The following is a 17,429-nucleotide window of genomic DNA, read 5'->3' on the forward strand; positions in this document are numbered from 1 at the left end:
CAAATTCATTAACCAATACAAGTGTTCCACGTGGAACAATATGCTTGAATAAATAAATCTGAAGTCTATTGTTCCACGTGGAACATCTTAATTTTCTCTTCTTCTACACTCCTCATTAATGCTTCGTCTTCAACCGACTTATCCTTGTAGCCACAGTAATGCAATACGCCGTGAACAATCACTCTTTTTAATTCGTCAGCAAAAGAAACGCCAAAATCCTTCGCATTATCTTCCACTCTTTCAACTGAAATAAAAATATCTCCATGTAATTCATTACCTACACAATAATCAAAACTAATAACATCCGTTAAGGTGTCGTGCTCTAGATATTCAACGTTAAGTTTGTGCAAATATGCATCATCACAAAAGACGTAATTGATGTCACCTTCCTTCTTTCCTTCGGATAATATAACACGCGAAATCCAGTCTTGAAACGCATCCTCATTCCCTAATTCAAAATCTGTTTCGTAGTTAAAACTAATCATTTGTATTAAAATATTCTTTAACCTTTTGGCTAAAATTGGACCGCAAAGGTAGGCTTTGTCGGTTTAATATTTCTATGCTGTTTAAATATTCTTTTAATGCTGGCGTTAGCGAACCTTTACTTCCATCAAACTGCTTTGAATTGGCTTCCGCTTGGCGTTTTTCTTCTTCACCTTGCTGCTGCATCGCCTTATCTAGTTTCAATAACTCATAGTTCAAGTTCAATACTTTCTCCAACACTTGATTCTTAAAGCCTTCATTTAAGAGTTGCTTTTCGATGTCCTTCATCTTGTCCAGAGTACCTTGACCACTTCCCGACATTCCTTTCTTGTTTAATTCATTTTGCAAAGCCTCTCTTAACTGTCTTTGCTCTTTATAAATCTCCATTATTTCCTTCGCGTTTCCCTCTCCATCTTGCCCGTTCTCACCTTCACCTTCACCACTTCCTCCACTTCCAGACTGTCCAGGTTTTTGACCTGGTTTCTGACCTGGCTTTTGTCCGCTTTCGCCTTCTTTGCCTTCGCCTTCTTTCTTTCCGCTTTCCTTACCTTTCTTCATTCCGTCTTTCATCTTTTCTCCCAAACCTTTTTGCTTCATCATAATGTCTGGTAATTGCATCTCGCCCTTTCCGGAACTTGGTTTTGGCTTTCCTTGACCTGAACCAGATAATGACATTTGCATGCTATTCAACACATCACTCAACATATCGGCTAATTTATTAGCTGCCGAAATGGTGTACTGCTGATGCGAAGCACCTTTTGGCACATTAGACTCTACCAAATTATCCAACGACTTCTCGATGTTGTAATGTACGTTTCCAATCTCTTTCGTAATAGGTTCATTCAATTGAGGATTTCTTAACGACAAAGCAAACAGGCTGTCGTCCACATGTTGGAATTGTAGACGTAAGTCTTGCTGTGTTTTTAAGTACTTGTTATACGACGGAGCTCCACGTTTCAAATTTTTAAAACGATTCATCAAGTCTTCCTGCGAAAACGAAAATGATAACAAATTATCCATCACTTGACGCAACATCGCCACATCTTCTTCCATCTGCTCTTTGTCGCCACCAGCCATACTTTCATCCATCGCACCCGACATTTCCTTGATCTTTTTAGCCGCACTTTTCTGTTTCGGTTTTGCTTTCTTGGCATTATCTTTCTGAAGTTCTTCTTTCGCTTTCTTTAAATCTTCATCAATGCTTTTCTCTTGTTCTTTGTCCATCGGAATATCCATCGGACTTTTCAACTCTTTGTTTTGCTTTTCCAATTCTTTCAAATCTTCTTGAATCGCATCAAATTCTTTGTTGATTTTATCCTGATTTTCGGCATTGTTCTTATCGTCTTTATTGGATAATTCTTCCTGCTTTTTTGCAAGCTCTCCTAATTTATCAGCAATTTGTTCTGCTTTCTTTTCGACATAAAACCGCTTCGTAAGTTCAACCAACTGTTCTAAAGTTTTTGCTTGGTTTTTACTCACTTGTTTAAATTGCTCCATTTTCTCGAACAATTCTTCTTGCTTGATTTTATCATTCAACTTCTGCAATTCGTCCAATAGCTTTTGATTTTTTTCTAAATCTTTTTGACTTTCTTCTAAACGCTTTTGCAAAGCTTCTTTGAACTCATCCTTTTTATCTGACTTGATTTTATCCAAATTCTCGTCCATTTTCTTGGTAAATTGCTTCATCATTTCGTCCTGTTGCTTTTGACGCTTGATAAAATCATCTACTTTTTGTTGGTCCTTAAATTCAAGACTCGACTTCTCCTTGTTCGATTTTTGTAATTTATCTAATTCCGAAAGTTGCTTATCTTGAGATTTCAATGATTTCTGCAAACCGTTAATATTGCTATTCTGTTCTTGCATCAATTCATCTTGCTTTTCTTGCACAGTCTGAATACGTTCAGAAAACACAGTTGACTTCGTACTTTTGAAATTATGCAACGCATCATTGTCGAAAACTTCAAAATAGTATTCATAAGAAACTCCTTCTTCTACCGGCAAATTTCCAGGAAAGCTAAAAACGAATTGGTCGAATACATCTCGCTTTACAGCCAACTCTTTTATGAACGCTTTGTTCTTTGTATTCGAAGGATAATAGACAATTTGCAGCTTCGACAAACCGTAATCATCTGAAATTTGACCTACAATTACGTTTTCATCTACTTTTAAACTATCAGGAACATTGTTTGCCAAAATAACTGGAAATTGGTCTTTAATAACAGTTAGTTGATAGTTCAATTTTTCAAAACTTTGAACGTTCCTATTCGAAGTAATAATTTGATATTCTGTATTTTGTGAAATTAGTTTACTCCAATTAAAGCTATTATTCGATGATGTAAAAATCGATTTAGTCTTAAAATCAGTCCATTCTACCTTATCTGTAGATTGAGTTGCCATTTTCCACGTGATTTTTGAACCTTCGAGAACAATTGCGTTTCCGGTGCCTTGAATGGATTCAGATTTCCGATTCAAATACGATGGAAATTGAATAATCATTTCAAAATTTGCAATCGTTGGTACTTCCACAACTTTCAGTTCATAATTATGCGAAGAAACTTTATTGGCCTCCACGTGGAACGAAATATTCTTTTGTGGCTTAGAAAAAGTATATTCGAAAACTCCTGCATTGGAACTTTCCATAAAATAACTTTCGTTATTGATAAAAACCATCGCGTTTTCAGGAATTACATTTCCAACCGATTTCACTTGAACTGTAAAATCTGTTCCTTCTTGCGTAGTCAAATCCTTATTTAGAATTATAAATTCAAACGGAGCTGGTGGCGCAAACTGTTCTTTGTAATTCACCACTCGATTCAAACTTTGGCTAATCATTTTACTATTTCCCGAAAGGTAGAAAAAGGCAAAAAACAAGATTGGCAAAATAGCTAACGGAATATACTTTCTATTTCCTTTAAAATTGACTGCATTCTGAAATGGAATCGGTTGAAGTGTTTTTGCTTTTTGTTCAATCGAGGCAATTAACAATTCTGAAGAGTTTGTATCATTTGAAAGTTGTAAAAAATTGGTAAGTTTATCGCTAACTTCTCCAAAATGTTTTCCGATGATAACAGAAGCTTGATTGTAATCAATACCCTTTTTGATTTTAAACAATTGGAAAATGGGGAAAAGAATATATCGAACGAGTAAAAGAATTTCGACAATAATAAAGGTCCAAAACAAAATGGTTCTTCCTACAGGTTTCAACCATAGAAAGTATTCAATAAAAAGTGTAAAAATAAGATACAGCAATCCTAGACCGACGAAAAATAAAATCCCTTTTAGTAGTTCATTGGTGTAAAATTTACGGATAAATGCTTCTAATTTCTGATAAATCAAGGCTTTGTTTTCCAAATTGCAATCACTTTTAATTATAACCGATAAAAGTACTGATTTATATGAACACTAAATGTTAAAAAATGTTAGCGTATTTAGGGGTGTTTTACAAAGATTGCACAGATACACACAGATTAAAATCAATTTTGGTAGTACGCAATTTTGTAATAGAAAAGTTTTGAGAGTAACTGAATAAATTTTTAAAGACGACGCTTCTACGTTTTGCGTTAGCGATTGCAGTGGAAATCCTTTTTGAGAGGAACGGACAAAAAGATTGAAGCGGAAAGCGCGACCCGACCTTTTCGGGAGGGTGACGCCCAAATTGATATAAAAATCAATAACTAATCAATTGAATTGATACCTACCAGATTGAAAAAAGACCTTGCATGAAAAGTATTATATCAGGCAACTTTCTAATTGAAAATGTATCTTTGCAAAAAAATATACCTAAAATGTCAAAGCAAGTTCGCGTGCGTTTTGCACCTAGTCCAACGGGACCTTTACATATTGGCGGCGTGAGAACCGCATTATTTAATTATCTTTTTGCAAAAAAACACGGAGGAACTTTCTATCTGAGAATTGAAGATACCGACCAAAATCGATTTGTTTCGGGAGCCGAAGAATACATTTTGGAAGCTTTGGAATGGTTGGGAATTTCCCCTGACGAAACTATAGGTAAAAACGAAAAGTTTGGTCCTTATCGTCAAAGCGAACGCAAGCATTTGTACCAAAGTTATGCAGAACAATTAATTTCAAACGGCTGGGCATATTATGCCTTTGACTCTACAGAAGATTTAGACCAATTGCGTAAAAACACAGAAGAACAAGGAAATACCTTCATTTACAACCATACGATTCGTGAACATTTAGATAATTCATTAACGGTTGAGGCAGATAAAGTGGCGGAACGAATTACAACCGGAGAAGATTATGTGATTCGTTTTAAAACGCCTGTGAATGAAATTTTAGAATTAAAAGACATCATTCGCGGAGATATTAAATTTGATTCGAATTTACTTGACGATAAAGTTTTGTTCAAAAGTGACGGAATGCCAACGTATCATTTGGCGAATATTGTGGACGACCATTTGATGGAAACGACCCACGTAATTCGTGGAGAAGAATGGTTGCCTTCCCTTCCACTCCACTTTTTGCTTTACAAAGCATTTGGTTGGGAAGCTCCAGAATTTGCACATTTACCTTTGATTTTAAAACCTATTGGAAATGGGAAATTATCAAAACGCGATGGCGATAAACTAGGGTTTCCAGTATTTCCATTAGAATGGAAAACGGCTGATGGAGTTTCGTCTGGTTACAGAGAAAAAGGATTTTTTCCCGAAGCTGTTGTTAACTTCTTGGCTTTACTAGGCTGGAACGATGGAACAGATAAAGAAATATATTCACTTCAAGAGTTAGTCGAAGCATTTGATTTGAATAGAGTTCATAAGGCTGGAGCCAAATTTGACCCAGAAAAAAACAAATGGTTCAATCACCAATATTTGGCTTTGCAAACTGATGACGATTTAGCGAAAGCGTTTGCACCATTTTTATATGAAAAAGGAATTGATGTAGATTATACGACTTTAGTAAAAATTGTAAGCTCTATAAAGGAACGAGCCAATTTTGTAGAAGAATTCTGGGAGCTTGGAGATTTTTTCTTTGAAACACCAACTACTTACGACGAAAAAGCCCGTAAAAACTGGAAAGAAGAAACGTCAATATTAATGCAAAATGTAGCTAATTTAATCAACGAAATAGAAGATTTTAATTCATTAGCGATAGAAACTACTTTGAAAGTCTGGATGACAGAGTTTGAAATTGGTATGGGAAAAGTAATGCAACCTTTACGTTTGAGCGTTGTTGGTGCTTTAAAAGGTCCTCACCTCTTTGATATTATCGAAATTATCGGCAAAGAAGAAACAATAAAACGGATTGAAAAAGCGATCGCAACTTTATAAAAACAAAAAAATCCCTGAAATTCAGGGATTTTTTTATTACTCTATTTTACTTAATTTCTGTTATCTATATAATCAAATCCTTGATTGTAGGTGAAAGTAAGGTTCTGACCGTTACTCATTTCTACGTCAAATGCTAAAACGTAGTTTGGTGCTGTTCCTGAAACTGTAACGGTTCCACCTGTTGCAACTAATACATTATCTTGTTGTGGATTGTTATATAGTCCATCTTGATTTCCATCAATGTAAATAGTTAATCCATCAAAGAAGTTAAAATTTGGCTCTTCAAAACCAAAATTTTCATCATATTGATAAACACCGTTTTGAAAAGTTGTTCCTAAAGCAGCTATGCTTAAATTTAATGCAAACTTAGCATTATCAGTTGTAAATCCATATACTGACCCTGGAGTTGCTGTAACATCAATTGGTGCACTCGCTAAAACGAAATTGAATTCAGAATGAGTTTCGCTATAAAAATTAAAATTATCAACAGCCTTAGCATCTGTGATACTATAATTTGAGCCGTTAACATTAATTTGATTGCCGTTGGTAGAACTACCGCTATCATCACTACTACATGATAAAATACTTGCTGCTAGAATAAAAGTAAAAATTAGTTTTTTCATTGTTAGGGTTTTAAGGTTTGATATAAATATTTAAATTGTATTTGTTTTGATAATAAGTAAGTCTCGTAATTAAAAAAGCTAAAATATAAAAGATTTTAACTTTTTGGTTTTTTTTATTCCTTTTTTTTTAATAACATCTAACTATTAATGGTTCCAATTTTTCCATTGAATTTATCACCATTATGCGACAAGTTACAATAGAAAATATCGGAAAAAAAGAAACGATAAAACGAATTCAAAAGAATGCGGTTACGAGTCAAATTTTAAAAGGATTTTTTGTTGAAAATAAGTTGTAACTTTCCCTTCTTATAAGCGACTTATTTATTAAACAATTAAAACCCAAAAGCAATGGATGTATTTTTTTATGTCATTCTCGTAATAGGATTTTTCCTATTTCTCTCTTCCTTTTTTACCGTTAAGCAACAAACGGCAGTTATCATCGAACGTTTTGGAAAATTTACAAGTGTTAGAAGTTCCGGTTTACAACTTAAAATTCCTATTGTAGACAGAATTGCTGGTCGCGTAAATTTGAAAATTCAACAATTAGATGTTATTATTGAAACGAAAACCAAGGACAACGTTTTTGTAAAAATGAAAGTTTCAGTTCAGTTTAAAGTAATTCAAGACAAAGTGTATGATGCATTTTACAAATTAGAATATCCACACGACCAAATTACCGCTTATGTTTTTGACGTTGTTCGTGCTGAAGTTCCAAAATTGAAATTAGATGATGTTTTCGAAAGAAAAGATGATATTGCAATTGCGGTAAAACGGGAGTTGAATGAAGCGATGACTACTTATGGTTACGATATTATTAATACATTGGTAACAGATATTGACCCGGATATTCAAGTGAAAAATGCGATGAACCGTATCAATGCAGCGGACCGAGAAAAAACGGCTGCAGAATTTGAAGCTGAAAGTTCAAGAATTAGAATTGTGGCGAAAGCAAAAGCAGAAGCAGAAAGCAAGCGTTTACAAGGTCAAGGTATTGCCGACCAACGTCGTGAAATTGCTCGTGGATTGGTTGAAAGTGTAGATGTATTGAATAAAGTAGGAATTAACTCGCAGGAAGCTTCTGCATTGATTGTAGTAACGCAACATTATGATACTTTGCAAGCAATTGGTGCTGATACGAATTCGAATCTAATTTTACTACCAAATTCGCCACAAGCCGGAAGTGACATGTTGAATAATATGGTTGCTTCATTTACTGCTTCAAACCAAATTGGCGAAGCAATGAAAGAAGGAAACAAAAACCGTATTGCCAATAAAAAGAAAGATAAAAAAGCAGATGATTTTAAACCATCAGATGATTATCAAAATTTAAAAGACACGGAAATTCCCGATGATGGCGACAATTACGATTCTAGAATTTAATTATAGATACAAAAAAAGAGGCTTTACAGCCTCTTTTTTAATGAATTAATAATCCCTCAAAATATTACATTTTAGGACTTGCATTATGAGCCGCTTTTTTCAGCTCTTGTAATTTTCTTTCTAATTTAGCAATAACTTCTTCCGATTTATCATCAGCATTATGCACCAATTCATCAAAACCTTTTTCTAAGTCAACTTTGGTTTTATTAAATTTAGTTTTCACTGTTTCTGATAATTCACCAAATTTATCCATCAAGTCATTTTTTTGACTATCATACGTATTTTTGATTTTTCCTCTTGTTTTTTCTCCCTTTTCTGGAGCGAATAAAATTCCTAATCCAGCTCCAATTGCAGCACCTGCTAAAAGTGCTAATACCGTAACTCCGTTATCTTTATTTGACATAGTTTTTGTGTGTTTAATTAATTTTTAATAAAGTTACAAACAATTTACTTTCGTCTTGTTAATAAGCCGTTAAAGTAATCTTAGAAAACTCCTAAACTTGAATACAAGCTGTTTCTTGTATAAATTTAAAGTAAAAGAATATTCAACTATAAAAATTAATCATTTCATCTTAAAACGCTTTAAATTAAGTCAATTTCAATAGAAAAACCTGATGCTATTTATATTGCAATAGAAAATAATAATCATAAAAAAAGCCTGCTAAATGCAGGCTTTTGATTGGTAAAGTTTGTAATTTAGAATAAAGTTGAAATCGCAATTTTTACTTCTTCACTTTTTTCTTTTTCAATCATTTCTTGCAATTGATTTTTAAAAAAAGTTAAGTGTTCAGCATCTTGTTTTAAAAGTTCAATCGTTTCCAATCTCACAAAAGGAGATTCGCTTTTCAAGGACATTCCATATAATTTTTGCAACGCTTCTTTTTCAACATCTGAAATTTTGATGGCTTTTGAATATTTCAATAACCAATTGGCAAACAAAAGCGAACTTTTATTGTTGTTGGTATTTTTACGAATTGCATTTTGCAACAAACTAAAATCAGAAATACTTTCGATATTTTGAGCAATCGCTTGTTCAATTACTTTCTGATTTTCAGCATCCACTTTAAAATATTTATTAATGTCTTTCAAAGAATTATTGATGGCATTTTCTTCTTTTTTACCTTTCTCTTCCCAAGCATCTTTTAATCCAACTGTTTTGTTGAAAATTAGATTTTCAGCTGTTGTATCTTTATCAACAGTGAAATAACCCAAACGCTGAAACTGAAATTTATCTTCGGCTTGAGCGGTTAACAAACTTGGTTCTACAAATCCCGTAATCACTTTTAACGAGTCAGGATTGACAAATTCAAGGAAATCTTTCTCTTTGTGTCCATCAGGTGTTTCATCAGTAAATAACCGGTCATAAAGCCTAATTTCAGCTGGAATCGCATGCTTAATGTCTACCCAATGTAAAGTTCCGGCTACTTTTCTTTGACTGGCTTCTGTCCCACTTCCGCTTAAAGAATCAACATCATAAGAAACTTGAATTTCTGTAATGTTTCCATCTGCGTCTTTAGTGACACTTTCTCCTTTGATGATGTACGCATTTTTCAAGCGAACTTCTTTGCCTAAAGACAAACGGAAGAATTTATTAGGTGCTTCTTCCATAAAATCTTCTCTTTCGATGTAAATTTCTCGTGAAAAAGGCACTTTTCTGAAACCTGCAGCTTCATCTTCCTGGTTATTTTCAGCTTCTAACCATTCAACTTTATCTTCTGGATAATTAGAAATAACCACTTTAATTGGGTCTAAAACGGCCATAACTCGTGGTGCTATTTTATTCAAATCTTCACGAATGCAGAATTCTAAAACAGAAACACTAATTAGGTTTTCTCTTTTGGCAATACCAATGGTTTTGGTAAAGTTCCGAAGTGAAATTGGAGTGTAACCACGTCTTCTCAAACCTGAAATTGTAGGCATTCTTGGGTCGTCCCAGCCTTTTACGTGATTTTCATTCACCAATTGTAGTAATTTTCGCTTACTAACAATGGTGTGAGAAAGGTTTCTACGAGCAAATTCCCTTTGTTTTGGACGTACTTTATTTTCATCTCGCACTTGGTCTAAAAACCAATCGTATAATTCACGGTGTGGCAAAAATTCAAGCGTACAAAATGAGTGGGAAACTTGTTCTAAATAATCACTTTCACCATGAGCCCAATCGTACATTGGATAAACGCACCATTTGTCACCTGTTCTATGGTGTGATTTGTTGATAACTCTATAAATAATCGGGTCACGCATCAACATATTGGTTGATTTCATGTCGATTTTTGCTCTTAAAATATGAACGCCTTCTTCGAATTCACCGTTTTTCATTCTTTCGAATAAATCAAGATTCTCTTCAACAGAACGATTTCTGAAAGGTCCGTCTATTCCTGGAGTTGTTGGCGTTCCTTTTTGAGCCGCCATTTCTTCAGAAGATTGACTGTCAACATAGGCTTTATCCGACTTTATCAACATCACGGCCCAATCGTACAATTCCTGAAAATAATCAGAAGCATAACGTTCTTCGGTCCATTGATAACCCAACCATTCTACGTCGCGTTTTATGGCGTCAACGTATTCTTGTTCCTCTTTTGCAGGATTGGTATCGTCAAAACGAAGGTTTACAGGAGCTTGATAATCAATTCCTAAACCAAAATTTAGTGCAATAGCACTCGCGTGTCCCAAATGCAAATAACCATTAGGTTCGGGCGGAAATCGAAAGCGTAATTTATCTTTAGATAAACCGTTTTTTAAATCTTCCTCAATAATTTGTTCAATGAAATTCAATGATTTCTCTTCTGTTGACATTATTTTGTAATTTTGACAAAGATAGAAAATGTTTAAAGTTTAAAGTTTAAAGTTTTTTAAAAATCATTTAAAACGACTTAACTTTGAAGTTGAATAAAAATAGAATGAAATGGGAACGATAAAATTGCAGAATATCCGCGTATATTCCAACCACGGTTGCTTGATTGAAGAAGGAAAAATTGGCTCGGACTATATAGTTGATTTGGAAATAAAAACCGATTTAAGAAGGTCAGCTGAAACGGATGATTTGAATGATACAGTAGATTACGTGCATTTAAATCGCATCGTAGTGGAAGAAATGGCAGTACGTTCTAAACTTTTAGAACACGTAGCACACAGAATTATCAAAAGAATTTTTGATGAAATTCCATCAGTTTCCAGAATTTTATTAGCGGTTTCCAAAATAAATCCTCCTATTGGTGGTGACGTAGAACGAGTTACGATTGAAATGGAGGAATACCGCACTTAGAAAATGGAAGGACTAAAAGAATGAAAGATAAAAGGGTTCAATTTTAATAAATTTTTTAAACTTAAACTTTAAACTTTTAAACTTTTTTGTTACATTTGCAATCCGTTTAAACAATGGCGTCGTGGCCGAGCGGCTAGGCTGGGCTCTGCAAAAGCTCCTACTCCGGTTCGAATCCGGACGATGCCTCTAAAACCTTCAAGGAAACTTGGAGGTTTTTTTATGTTTAATTTTTAGGAAAAATTAATTAAGATGAATTCGAATCCGGACGATGCCTCAAAAGAGATACATAAATGTGACTCTTTTTTCTGTTTAAATTTTTAAAAAAAAATTAGATAAAGATATTGTTCGAATACGGACGGTGCCTCTAAAATGTTTAAGTAGACTAGGAGGATTTTTATGGTTTATTTTAAGAAAAAGTATTTAATGTACAGTTCAAATCTGGAAGATAATACTGAAAATTTAAAGGAAATTAAGGTTTATTTGTCATGCTGAATCAATTGAGCATCCTTTTTATGGTTGTAAGATTCTGAAATAAATTCAGAATGACAAAATTGGAATTTGAACCTTTGAGGAACTATAAGTTAAATTACTATTTAATCATTATTTTAATAGCATTAGGGTCCATTCTAAAAGCATTATGAGGATTCGGATAACGTACATGTAAAATATAGAATATAGATCCTGTTTTAAGTTTACTGATTGCTTCAACTGCCTCTTCTGAAAATTTATTTCCTAAAACTTTAATTCTTTCAGTACCTGATATTGAAATTGTAAATTCATTAATTTCATAGTATTTACTATTTAAGTCAATTTTTACATCATTCCAACCAATACTAATAACTGCATTTTTAAGTTCTTCTTTTGAAAATTCTACGATGCAATTATAACAATTTTGATTATTTATTTTCGCTAATAATTTTGGAATATTGGCTATAGTAAATGTATGTTCTTCAACCAAAATAGAATCATCTGAATTGGTGATTTTAACGACAACCGTTGTCTCATTTCCTTGTCCAGGATATAACACATATTTTCCTTTTGATTCTTCCCTTAAACCAATTCCTTCAACAGTAAACGATTTACAATCGGAAACCGCAACTGAAATTGGATTAGCAATTCCTCTGTAAACTGTCTTAACTTTATCTAAAGAAATAACGCTTCTTTTTATAGCAACTAATGTATCTGATTGAGCATTAACAAATAAAGTTGAGAACAAAAAAATAAATATAAATATGTTTTTCATCTTAATGAATTTACTTTCAACAATATTGGAGGAATTCGACAAATCATTATATTTCCTAAACCTTCAAACTTTGTTTTAATCTCTGAAATTACAATTAATTGATTAATTTTAAATAGCTTGTAAACTTCATCGGTAATCCTATTTCCTTTAATTACGATACTTTGCTTATTAGGTATTTTGATTGTAAATTCCACTACTTCAGAATTGTAATCAATATTTAAATCTTGAAAATTAACGCCAATATGAGCGTCTTTTAAATCTTCTTTTTTAAATAATAAAGTACAGCTACGACAGTAACTTCCATTAATAATAGTAGTTGCATTAGTAAAATTTCTAATAGTGAAATTATGTTCTTCAACTAAAATACTATCATCAAAATTTGTAATTGTAACAACAATCTTCGATTCAGTCCCAGCTCCAGGATATAACACATATTTTCCTTTTGATTCTTCCCTTAAACCAATTCCTTCAACAGTAAATGATTTACAATCGGAAACCGCAATTGAAATTGGATTTAGAATTCCTCTATAAACTGTTTTTACTTTATCTAAAGAAATAACACTTTTTTTCGCAACTACAGTATCTGATTGAGCATTAGTATAAATGCTAAAAAGAAATAAGAATAAAAAGGAAAATTTCTCATATAACGTAATTTTTAAAAAGCCAAAAGATTTAAAAAGCCAAAAGATTTCATTTTATCCCCGACTGGACGGAACATCCTCGCTTTTTTCAAGCGAGATGTGGGAGGAAGGCGGGAATATGGATTAAAAAATGCCTGAAGTGGTGATTCTAAAATAGATTTAGGATGACAAACTTGTTATTAATATCGAATATATTAGTGATTAGGTTCCATTTGCTCCAATGCTTGCTTTACTAATTTTTGGTCGCTTGGAAACCATCCTTGCAGCATAATAGTTATTCCGAAAATGATAAGTAGAATACTTGTTACTTGCTTAATTTTAAGAATATTAGCTGGTGTCATCTTGTTTTTTAAACGTTTGGCAACAAGAATTTTTATTATATCTACCACTAAGTAAGTACCAATAACAGACGCAAAAAATACGCTTAATCTGGCGCTATCTAGTTCCAATTGTGGCCCGAAAGTGATAAAGATTAACAACCAAAAACCTAGAACACCAACATTAATAAAGTTAAGAAGAAATCCTTTAGCAAAAAGTTCCGCATAATTTTTCTTTATCAATTCAATTTGGTCTTTAAAATCAAGTTTTTTGATGGCTTTTTTCTGTTTAAGGAAGGATATAACGCCGTAAGTGACCATGATTAATCCTCCAAAAATAAATAAGGCAGGTTCGTCTTTGATGTTATTAATGAGTCGGTAACTGCTGAAATAAGCAATAGCGATGAAAACCAAATCGGCAGTGACAACTCCAGCGTCAAATACTAAAGCAGCTCTAAAACCTTTAATTGCAGCGGTTTCCAGTAATACAAAAAATACTGGACCAATCATAAAGCAGAGTAAAATACCAAGTGGAATTCCTAATAAAATATCTTCAATCATCGAGTGAATTTATTGTTGTAGTAACACAAATATAATTGAATTTTGCAAAACAGCAGGCTTTAATGCAAGTTAACGCTTACTTTCGTCAATTGAACCTCCAAAAGAAATCTTTTTATTGATTTGCTGTGGACTTCCAAAAATCATGATATTCCCTCCTGCTCTAACTTTTGCATCTACCAATTCACTTGCTCGAATATCCGCTTCGCCACCCGTAGTAATTTTGATGGTCGTTTGAATTGTTTCTAAATCCATCGCTTGCAAAACGCCTCCTGTTCCAATAGAAACATCACTACTGGAAGCCTTACCTTTAATTTTTAAAATTCCGCCTGTAACCGCTCTTAAACTGACTTTTTTTACATCCAATTCCAATCGAACTACAGCACCTTCTTTCGTATTTACAGAAAGAGCCGTTTGTTTCATTGGAGCATCACAAATAATGTATGAACCTTCACTGGCGTCAATTTCGTTAATTTGTTTGAAATATAATTTAGCCGAAATATCGTCGCCGTCTAATAGTTTTCCAAACTCCATTCTAACTTTTAAGGCTCCATTTTTGTTAATCAATTCAACTTCTCCTGCCCTATTTCCATTGATTTCAATTCTATTTTCATCAGATGGAATTATTTGAACTGAAATTCTATCAAAAACCTCTAATTTATCAAATTCCCCTAAGCTTTTTGTTACTTGCGAAAAACCTAAACTACTTATTAGCAATATTATAATAATTGAAATCTTCTTCATAAATCTATTTTTCATTTTTTCTAATCAATGTAAAATCTAGCTGTTTTTTAACTAAATCTGCATTTTTTACTTTCACAATCACTTCGTCTCCAAGTTGCAATAATTGTTTTGACATTTGGCCAACCAAAGCATATTGCTTTTCATCAAACGTGTAATAGTCATCTTTTATTTCACGGATTCTACACATTCCTTCGCATTTATTGGCAATAATTTCAACAAAAATTCCCCATTCAGTAACGCCAGAAATAACACCTAAGAACTCTTCGTCTTTGTGGTCTTGCATGTATTTCACTTGCATGTACTTGATACTGTCGCGTTCTGCACTTGTGGCTAAACCTTCCATCGTAGAACAATGTTGACATTTAGTTTCGTAAACTTCTTCACTTACTGATTTTCCGCCGTCTAAATAAAATTGTAATAACCGATGCACCATCACATCAGGATATCTTCTAATTGGTGATGTAAAATGCGAATAATAATCAAAAGCCAAACCGTAATGACCGATATTATCTGTCGAATATTTGGCTTTGGACATGGTTCTAATCGCTAAAGTATCAATTAAATTTTGCTCTTTTTTACCATTCACATCTGCCATCAATTGATTCAGCGACTGCGAAATATTTCCCTTTTCTCGTAAGTCAATTTTGTAACCAAATTTTGCAATCAAGGTTTGCATTGCAAATAATTTATCTTCATTTGGTTCGTCGTGAATTCTATAAATAAACGTTTTCTTCTGTTTTCCAATGAATTCTGCCACTTTTCGGTTGGCCAAAAGCATGAATTCTTCAATCAAATGATTCGCATCTTTTGACACTTTGAAATAAACGCCCTCCGGTTCTCCGTTTTCATCTAAGTTGAATTTTACTTCCACTTTGTCAAAAGAAATTGCTCCATCAGCCATTCTTTTTCTTCGCAGAATTTTTGCAAGTTCATCCAATTTCAACGTTGCATTGACAATTTCTGGACCCACAATATATTCTTCACCCGTGATTGAAATTTCAGCAGGAATTTTATTTCCTTTGGTTTCAATCATTTCTTGAGCTTCTTCATATGCAAATCTTTGGTCCGAATACGTTACCGTTCTACCAAACCATTCGTTAACCACTTGTGCTTTTTCATTAATTTCAAAAACCGCAGAAAACGTATATTTTTCTTCGTTTGGTCGTAAAGAACAAGCAAAATTAGAAAGAACTTCTGGCAGCATTGGAACTACTCTATCGACTAAATAAACCGAAGTAGCTCTTTGGTACGCTTCATCATCCAAGATAGTTCCTTCTTGCAAATAATGCGAAACATCGGCAATATGAATTCCGATTTCGTAATTTCCGTTCTCTAGTTTTTTGAACGAAAGTGCATCATCAAAATCTTTTGCATCTTTTGGGTCAATCGTAAAAGTCAACGTTTCTCTCATGTCACGGCGTTTTGCAATTTCTTCTTCAGAAATAGAAGTATCTATTTTCTGTGCAAAAACTTCCACTTCAATTGGAAATTCAGCTGGCAAACCATATTCAGCTAAAATGGCATGAATCTCCGTATTGTGTTCTCCTGGTTTTCCAAGTACTTTCAAAACAGAACCAAACGGACTGTCGGCTTTCTTTGGCCAATCTTCAATGTGAACTAAAACCACATCGCCTTGTTCGGCTTCGCCTAATTTATCTTTTGGAATAAAAATATCCGTGTACATTTTTGGATTTGCGGTCGAAACAAATGCAAAATTCTTTTGAATATCAATAACTCCTACAAATTCTGTTTTATTTCTTTCAACAACCTCAATTACTTCACCTTCAGGACGTTTTCCTTTTCTACGATTATAAACGTAGACTTTGACAATATCTTTATCGAGTGCTCGATTCAAATTATTGGTCGGGATAAATACATCTTCTTCCAATTCGGGACAAACAAAATAAGCTGTTTTCCGTCCGGTCATGTCTATTTTCCCTTCGTAGTAATCCTGGCTGATTGCTTTTACCAAGTATCGGCCTGGTTCTGTTTCCACAATTTCTTTTTTGGAAGCCAAAATCTTTAAATCTTTAATAATTTCATTTCTACTTTTGGTATCGTCCACATCTAATAATGTAGCTATCTGTTTGTAATTAAATGCTTTATTTGCGTTTTGTGCTAGTATTTTTACTATTTTACCAGAGAAATCCTTCTCTTTATTTCCTAATTTTTTAGGTGTCTTACTCATAATCTTTTTATATAATGTTGAAAATTACAAAGAAGATACTTAACTTTCTAACACCAAAGCCAGATTTATTGAAAAAATAACGTTTAAAGGCTTAGTTCAACAACCATGGAAAAATTTAAAACCATTGCCATTTTTAATTATCCACATGAAATTGTAGTATTAAAACATATTTTGGAACAGGAAGAAATACAATATTATTTTGAAAACGAAACAATGATGAACATTGTTCCTTTTTACGGAAACGCTTTGGGTGGCATTAAACTTAAAATTCATCCCAACGATTTTGAAGTTGTCCAATCTATTTTGAAGGAATTAGAAGACAACAACGATTTAAAAATTGTTTAAGTTGTCAACACTTATTTAAATAATAAAAAAGAAAAGGAAATTTAAATTAATTTTTTAATGGTTATTATAGCGTGTTAATAGCTACTATAACTTTCTGAGAATCGTGTAGAAAATCAAGTTATAGTTATTTATACTGACTTACTAACAAGGTAATTTATTATAAACAATTGTATTTCAATTGTATTTCAATCGTTATTAACAATGGTTAATAAACTTAAATTATATAAAATTGTAGATAAGTTTGTATGTTAATTTGTGTTAATAAAGTAGTGAACTATGCTGATAAGTTTTCTAAAAAAAGCGCAAACTTTCGTAGGTTTATAATTTCCAATTTTGGATTAAGATTTTTAATGA

The 17,429-nt window shown here is 33.1% G+C and carries 14 protein-coding genes and 1 tRNA gene; 5 read left to right on the plus strand and 10 right to left on the minus strand.

Annotated elements, in window-relative coordinates; translation table 11 throughout:
* Positions 1-65: 65 nt before the first annotated feature.
* Both ybeY and ACQ5J2_RS03560 read right to left on the minus strand, forming a co-directional pair.
* Positions 66-485: an rRNA maturation RNase YbeY gene (gene ybeY, locus ACQ5J2_RS03555; RefSeq protein WP_432672361.1), complete on the minus strand. Its 420-nt coding sequence runs from the start codon at positions 483-485 to the stop codon at positions 66-68.
* Positions 478-3,834: a hypothetical protein gene (locus ACQ5J2_RS03560; protein ID WP_432672362.1), complete on the minus strand. Its 3,357-nt coding sequence runs from the start codon at positions 3,832-3,834 to the stop codon at positions 478-480. The genes ybeY and ACQ5J2_RS03560 overlap by 8 nt, the downstream gene beginning before the upstream one ends.
* A 434-nt stretch (positions 3,835-4,268) precedes the next feature.
* Between ACQ5J2_RS03560 and gltX the strand changes: the two genes are divergently transcribed.
* Positions 4,269-5,774, plus strand: a complete 1,506-nt coding sequence (gltX, locus tag ACQ5J2_RS03565; RefSeq protein WP_432673249.1) for a glutamate--tRNA ligase — start codon at positions 4,269-4,271, stop codon at positions 5,772-5,774.
* Between the two features lie 50 nt (positions 5,775-5,824).
* On the opposite strand, the gene ACQ5J2_RS03570 is transcribed toward gltX, so the two are convergent.
* Positions 5,825-6,397, minus strand: a complete 573-nt coding sequence (locus tag ACQ5J2_RS03570; RefSeq protein WP_432672363.1) for a hypothetical protein — start codon at positions 6,395-6,397, stop codon at positions 5,825-5,827.
* A gap of 348 nt (positions 6,398-6,745) precedes the next feature.
* Between ACQ5J2_RS03570 and ACQ5J2_RS03575 the strand changes: the two genes are divergently transcribed.
* On the plus strand, positions 6,746-7,777 hold the full coding sequence (locus ACQ5J2_RS03575) for an SPFH domain-containing protein (protein WP_432672364.1): 1,032 nt from the start codon (positions 6,746-6,748) through the stop codon (positions 7,775-7,777).
* A gap of 64 nt (positions 7,778-7,841) precedes the next feature.
* Here the strand turns inward: ACQ5J2_RS03575 and ACQ5J2_RS03580 are convergent, their stop codons facing one another.
* Entirely contained in the window at positions 7,842-8,180 is a 339-nt protein-coding gene (locus ACQ5J2_RS03580) for a YtxH domain-containing protein (protein ID WP_432672365.1), read from the minus strand.
* A gap of 293 nt (positions 8,181-8,473) precedes the next feature.
* Positions 8,474-10,570 carry a glutamine--tRNA ligase/YqeY domain fusion protein gene (locus ACQ5J2_RS03585; RefSeq protein WP_432672366.1) on the minus strand — a complete coding sequence of 699 codons (2,097 nt, stop codon included), beginning with the start codon at positions 10,568-10,570 and terminating at the stop codon, positions 8,474-8,476.
* Positions 10,571-10,679: 109 nt separating this feature from the next.
* Here ACQ5J2_RS03585 and folB point away from each other — a divergent pair, with 109 nt between their 5' ends.
* Positions 10,680-11,039: a dihydroneopterin aldolase gene (folB, locus tag ACQ5J2_RS03590; protein ID WP_432672367.1), complete on the plus strand. Its 360-nt coding sequence runs from the start codon at positions 10,680-10,682 to the stop codon at positions 11,037-11,039.
* A gap of 115 nt (positions 11,040-11,154) precedes the next feature.
* Positions 11,155-11,225, plus strand: a tRNA-Cys gene (locus tag ACQ5J2_RS03595).
* A 403-nt stretch (positions 11,226-11,628) separates the two neighbouring features.
* On the opposite strand, the gene ACQ5J2_RS03600 is transcribed toward ACQ5J2_RS03595, so the two are convergent.
* The 5 genes from ACQ5J2_RS03600 to rnr form a co-directional block, all read right to left on the minus strand.
* Entirely contained in the window at positions 11,629-12,282 is a 654-nt protein-coding gene (locus tag ACQ5J2_RS03600) for a hypothetical protein (protein WP_432672368.1), read from the minus strand.
* Positions 12,279-12,971, minus strand: a complete 693-nt coding sequence (locus tag ACQ5J2_RS03605; protein WP_432673250.1) for a GldM family protein — start codon at positions 12,969-12,971, stop codon at positions 12,279-12,281. The genes ACQ5J2_RS03600 and ACQ5J2_RS03605 overlap by 4 nt, the downstream gene beginning before the upstream one ends.
* Before the next feature lie 146 nt (positions 12,972-13,117).
* Positions 13,118-13,801, minus strand: a complete 684-nt coding sequence (locus tag ACQ5J2_RS03610; protein ID WP_432672369.1) for a LysE family translocator — start codon at positions 13,799-13,801, stop codon at positions 13,118-13,120.
* Between the two features lie 69 nt (positions 13,802-13,870).
* On the minus strand, positions 13,871-14,542 hold the full coding sequence (locus tag ACQ5J2_RS03615) for a head GIN domain-containing protein (RefSeq protein WP_432672370.1): 672 nt from the start codon (positions 14,540-14,542) through the stop codon (positions 13,871-13,873).
* A 4-nt stretch (positions 14,543-14,546) separates the two neighbouring features.
* Positions 14,547-16,730, minus strand: a complete 2,184-nt coding sequence (gene rnr / locus ACQ5J2_RS03620; RefSeq protein ID WP_432672371.1) for a ribonuclease R — start codon at positions 16,728-16,730, stop codon at positions 14,547-14,549.
* 105 nt (positions 16,731-16,835) lie between these two features.
* Here rnr and ACQ5J2_RS03625 point away from each other — a divergent pair, with 105 nt between their 5' ends.
* On the plus strand, positions 16,836-17,075 hold the full coding sequence (locus ACQ5J2_RS03625) for a DUF2007 domain-containing protein (protein WP_432672372.1): 240 nt from the start codon (positions 16,836-16,838) through the stop codon (positions 17,073-17,075).
* The last annotated feature ends 354 nt before the right edge of the window (positions 17,076-17,429 follow it).

It is taken from the genome of Flavobacterium sp. SM2513 (assembly GCF_050908145.1).
Taxonomy (GTDB): Bacteria; Bacteroidota; Bacteroidia; order Flavobacteriales; family Flavobacteriaceae; genus Flavobacterium.

Bases quoted from the DNA above. Each gene is read 5' to 3' on its own strand.
- folB (WP_432672367.1), top strand. From the start codon at position 10,680: ATGGGAACGATAAAATTGCAGAATATCCGCGTATATTCCAACCACGGT.
- ybeY (WP_432672361.1), bottom strand. From the start codon at position 485: ATGATTAGTTTTAACTACGAAACAGATTTTGAATTAGGGAATGAGGAT.
- ACQ5J2_RS03580 (WP_432672365.1), bottom strand. From the start codon at position 8,180: ATGTCAAATAAAGATAACGGAGTTACGGTATTAGCACTTTTAGCAGGT.
- rnr (WP_432672371.1), bottom strand. From the start codon at position 16,730: ATGAGTAAGACACCTAAAAAATTAGGAAATAAAGAGAAGGATTTCTCT.
- ACQ5J2_RS03585 (WP_432672366.1), bottom strand. From the start codon at position 10,570: ATGTCAACAGAAGAGAAATCATTGAATTTCATTGAACAAATTATTGAG.
- ACQ5J2_RS03570 (WP_432672363.1), bottom strand. From the start codon at position 6,397: ATGAAAAAACTAATTTTTACTTTTATTCTAGCAGCAAGTATTTTATCA.
- ACQ5J2_RS03575 (WP_432672364.1), top strand. From the start codon at position 6,746: ATGGATGTATTTTTTTATGTCATTCTCGTAATAGGATTTTTCCTATTT.
- ACQ5J2_RS03600 (WP_432672368.1), bottom strand. From the start codon at position 12,282: ATGAAAAACATATTTATATTTATTTTTTTGTTCTCAACTTTATTTGTT.
- ACQ5J2_RS03625 (WP_432672372.1), top strand. From the start codon at position 16,836: ATGGAAAAATTTAAAACCATTGCCATTTTTAATTATCCACATGAAATT.
- gltX (WP_432673249.1), top strand. From the start codon at position 4,269: ATGTCAAAGCAAGTTCGCGTGCGTTTTGCACCTAGTCCAACGGGACCT.
- ACQ5J2_RS03610 (WP_432672369.1), bottom strand. From the start codon at position 13,801: ATGATTGAAGATATTTTATTAGGAATTCCACTTGGTATTTTACTCTGC.
- ACQ5J2_RS03615 (WP_432672370.1), bottom strand. From the start codon at position 14,542: ATGAAGAAGATTTCAATTATTATAATATTGCTAATAAGTAGTTTAGGT.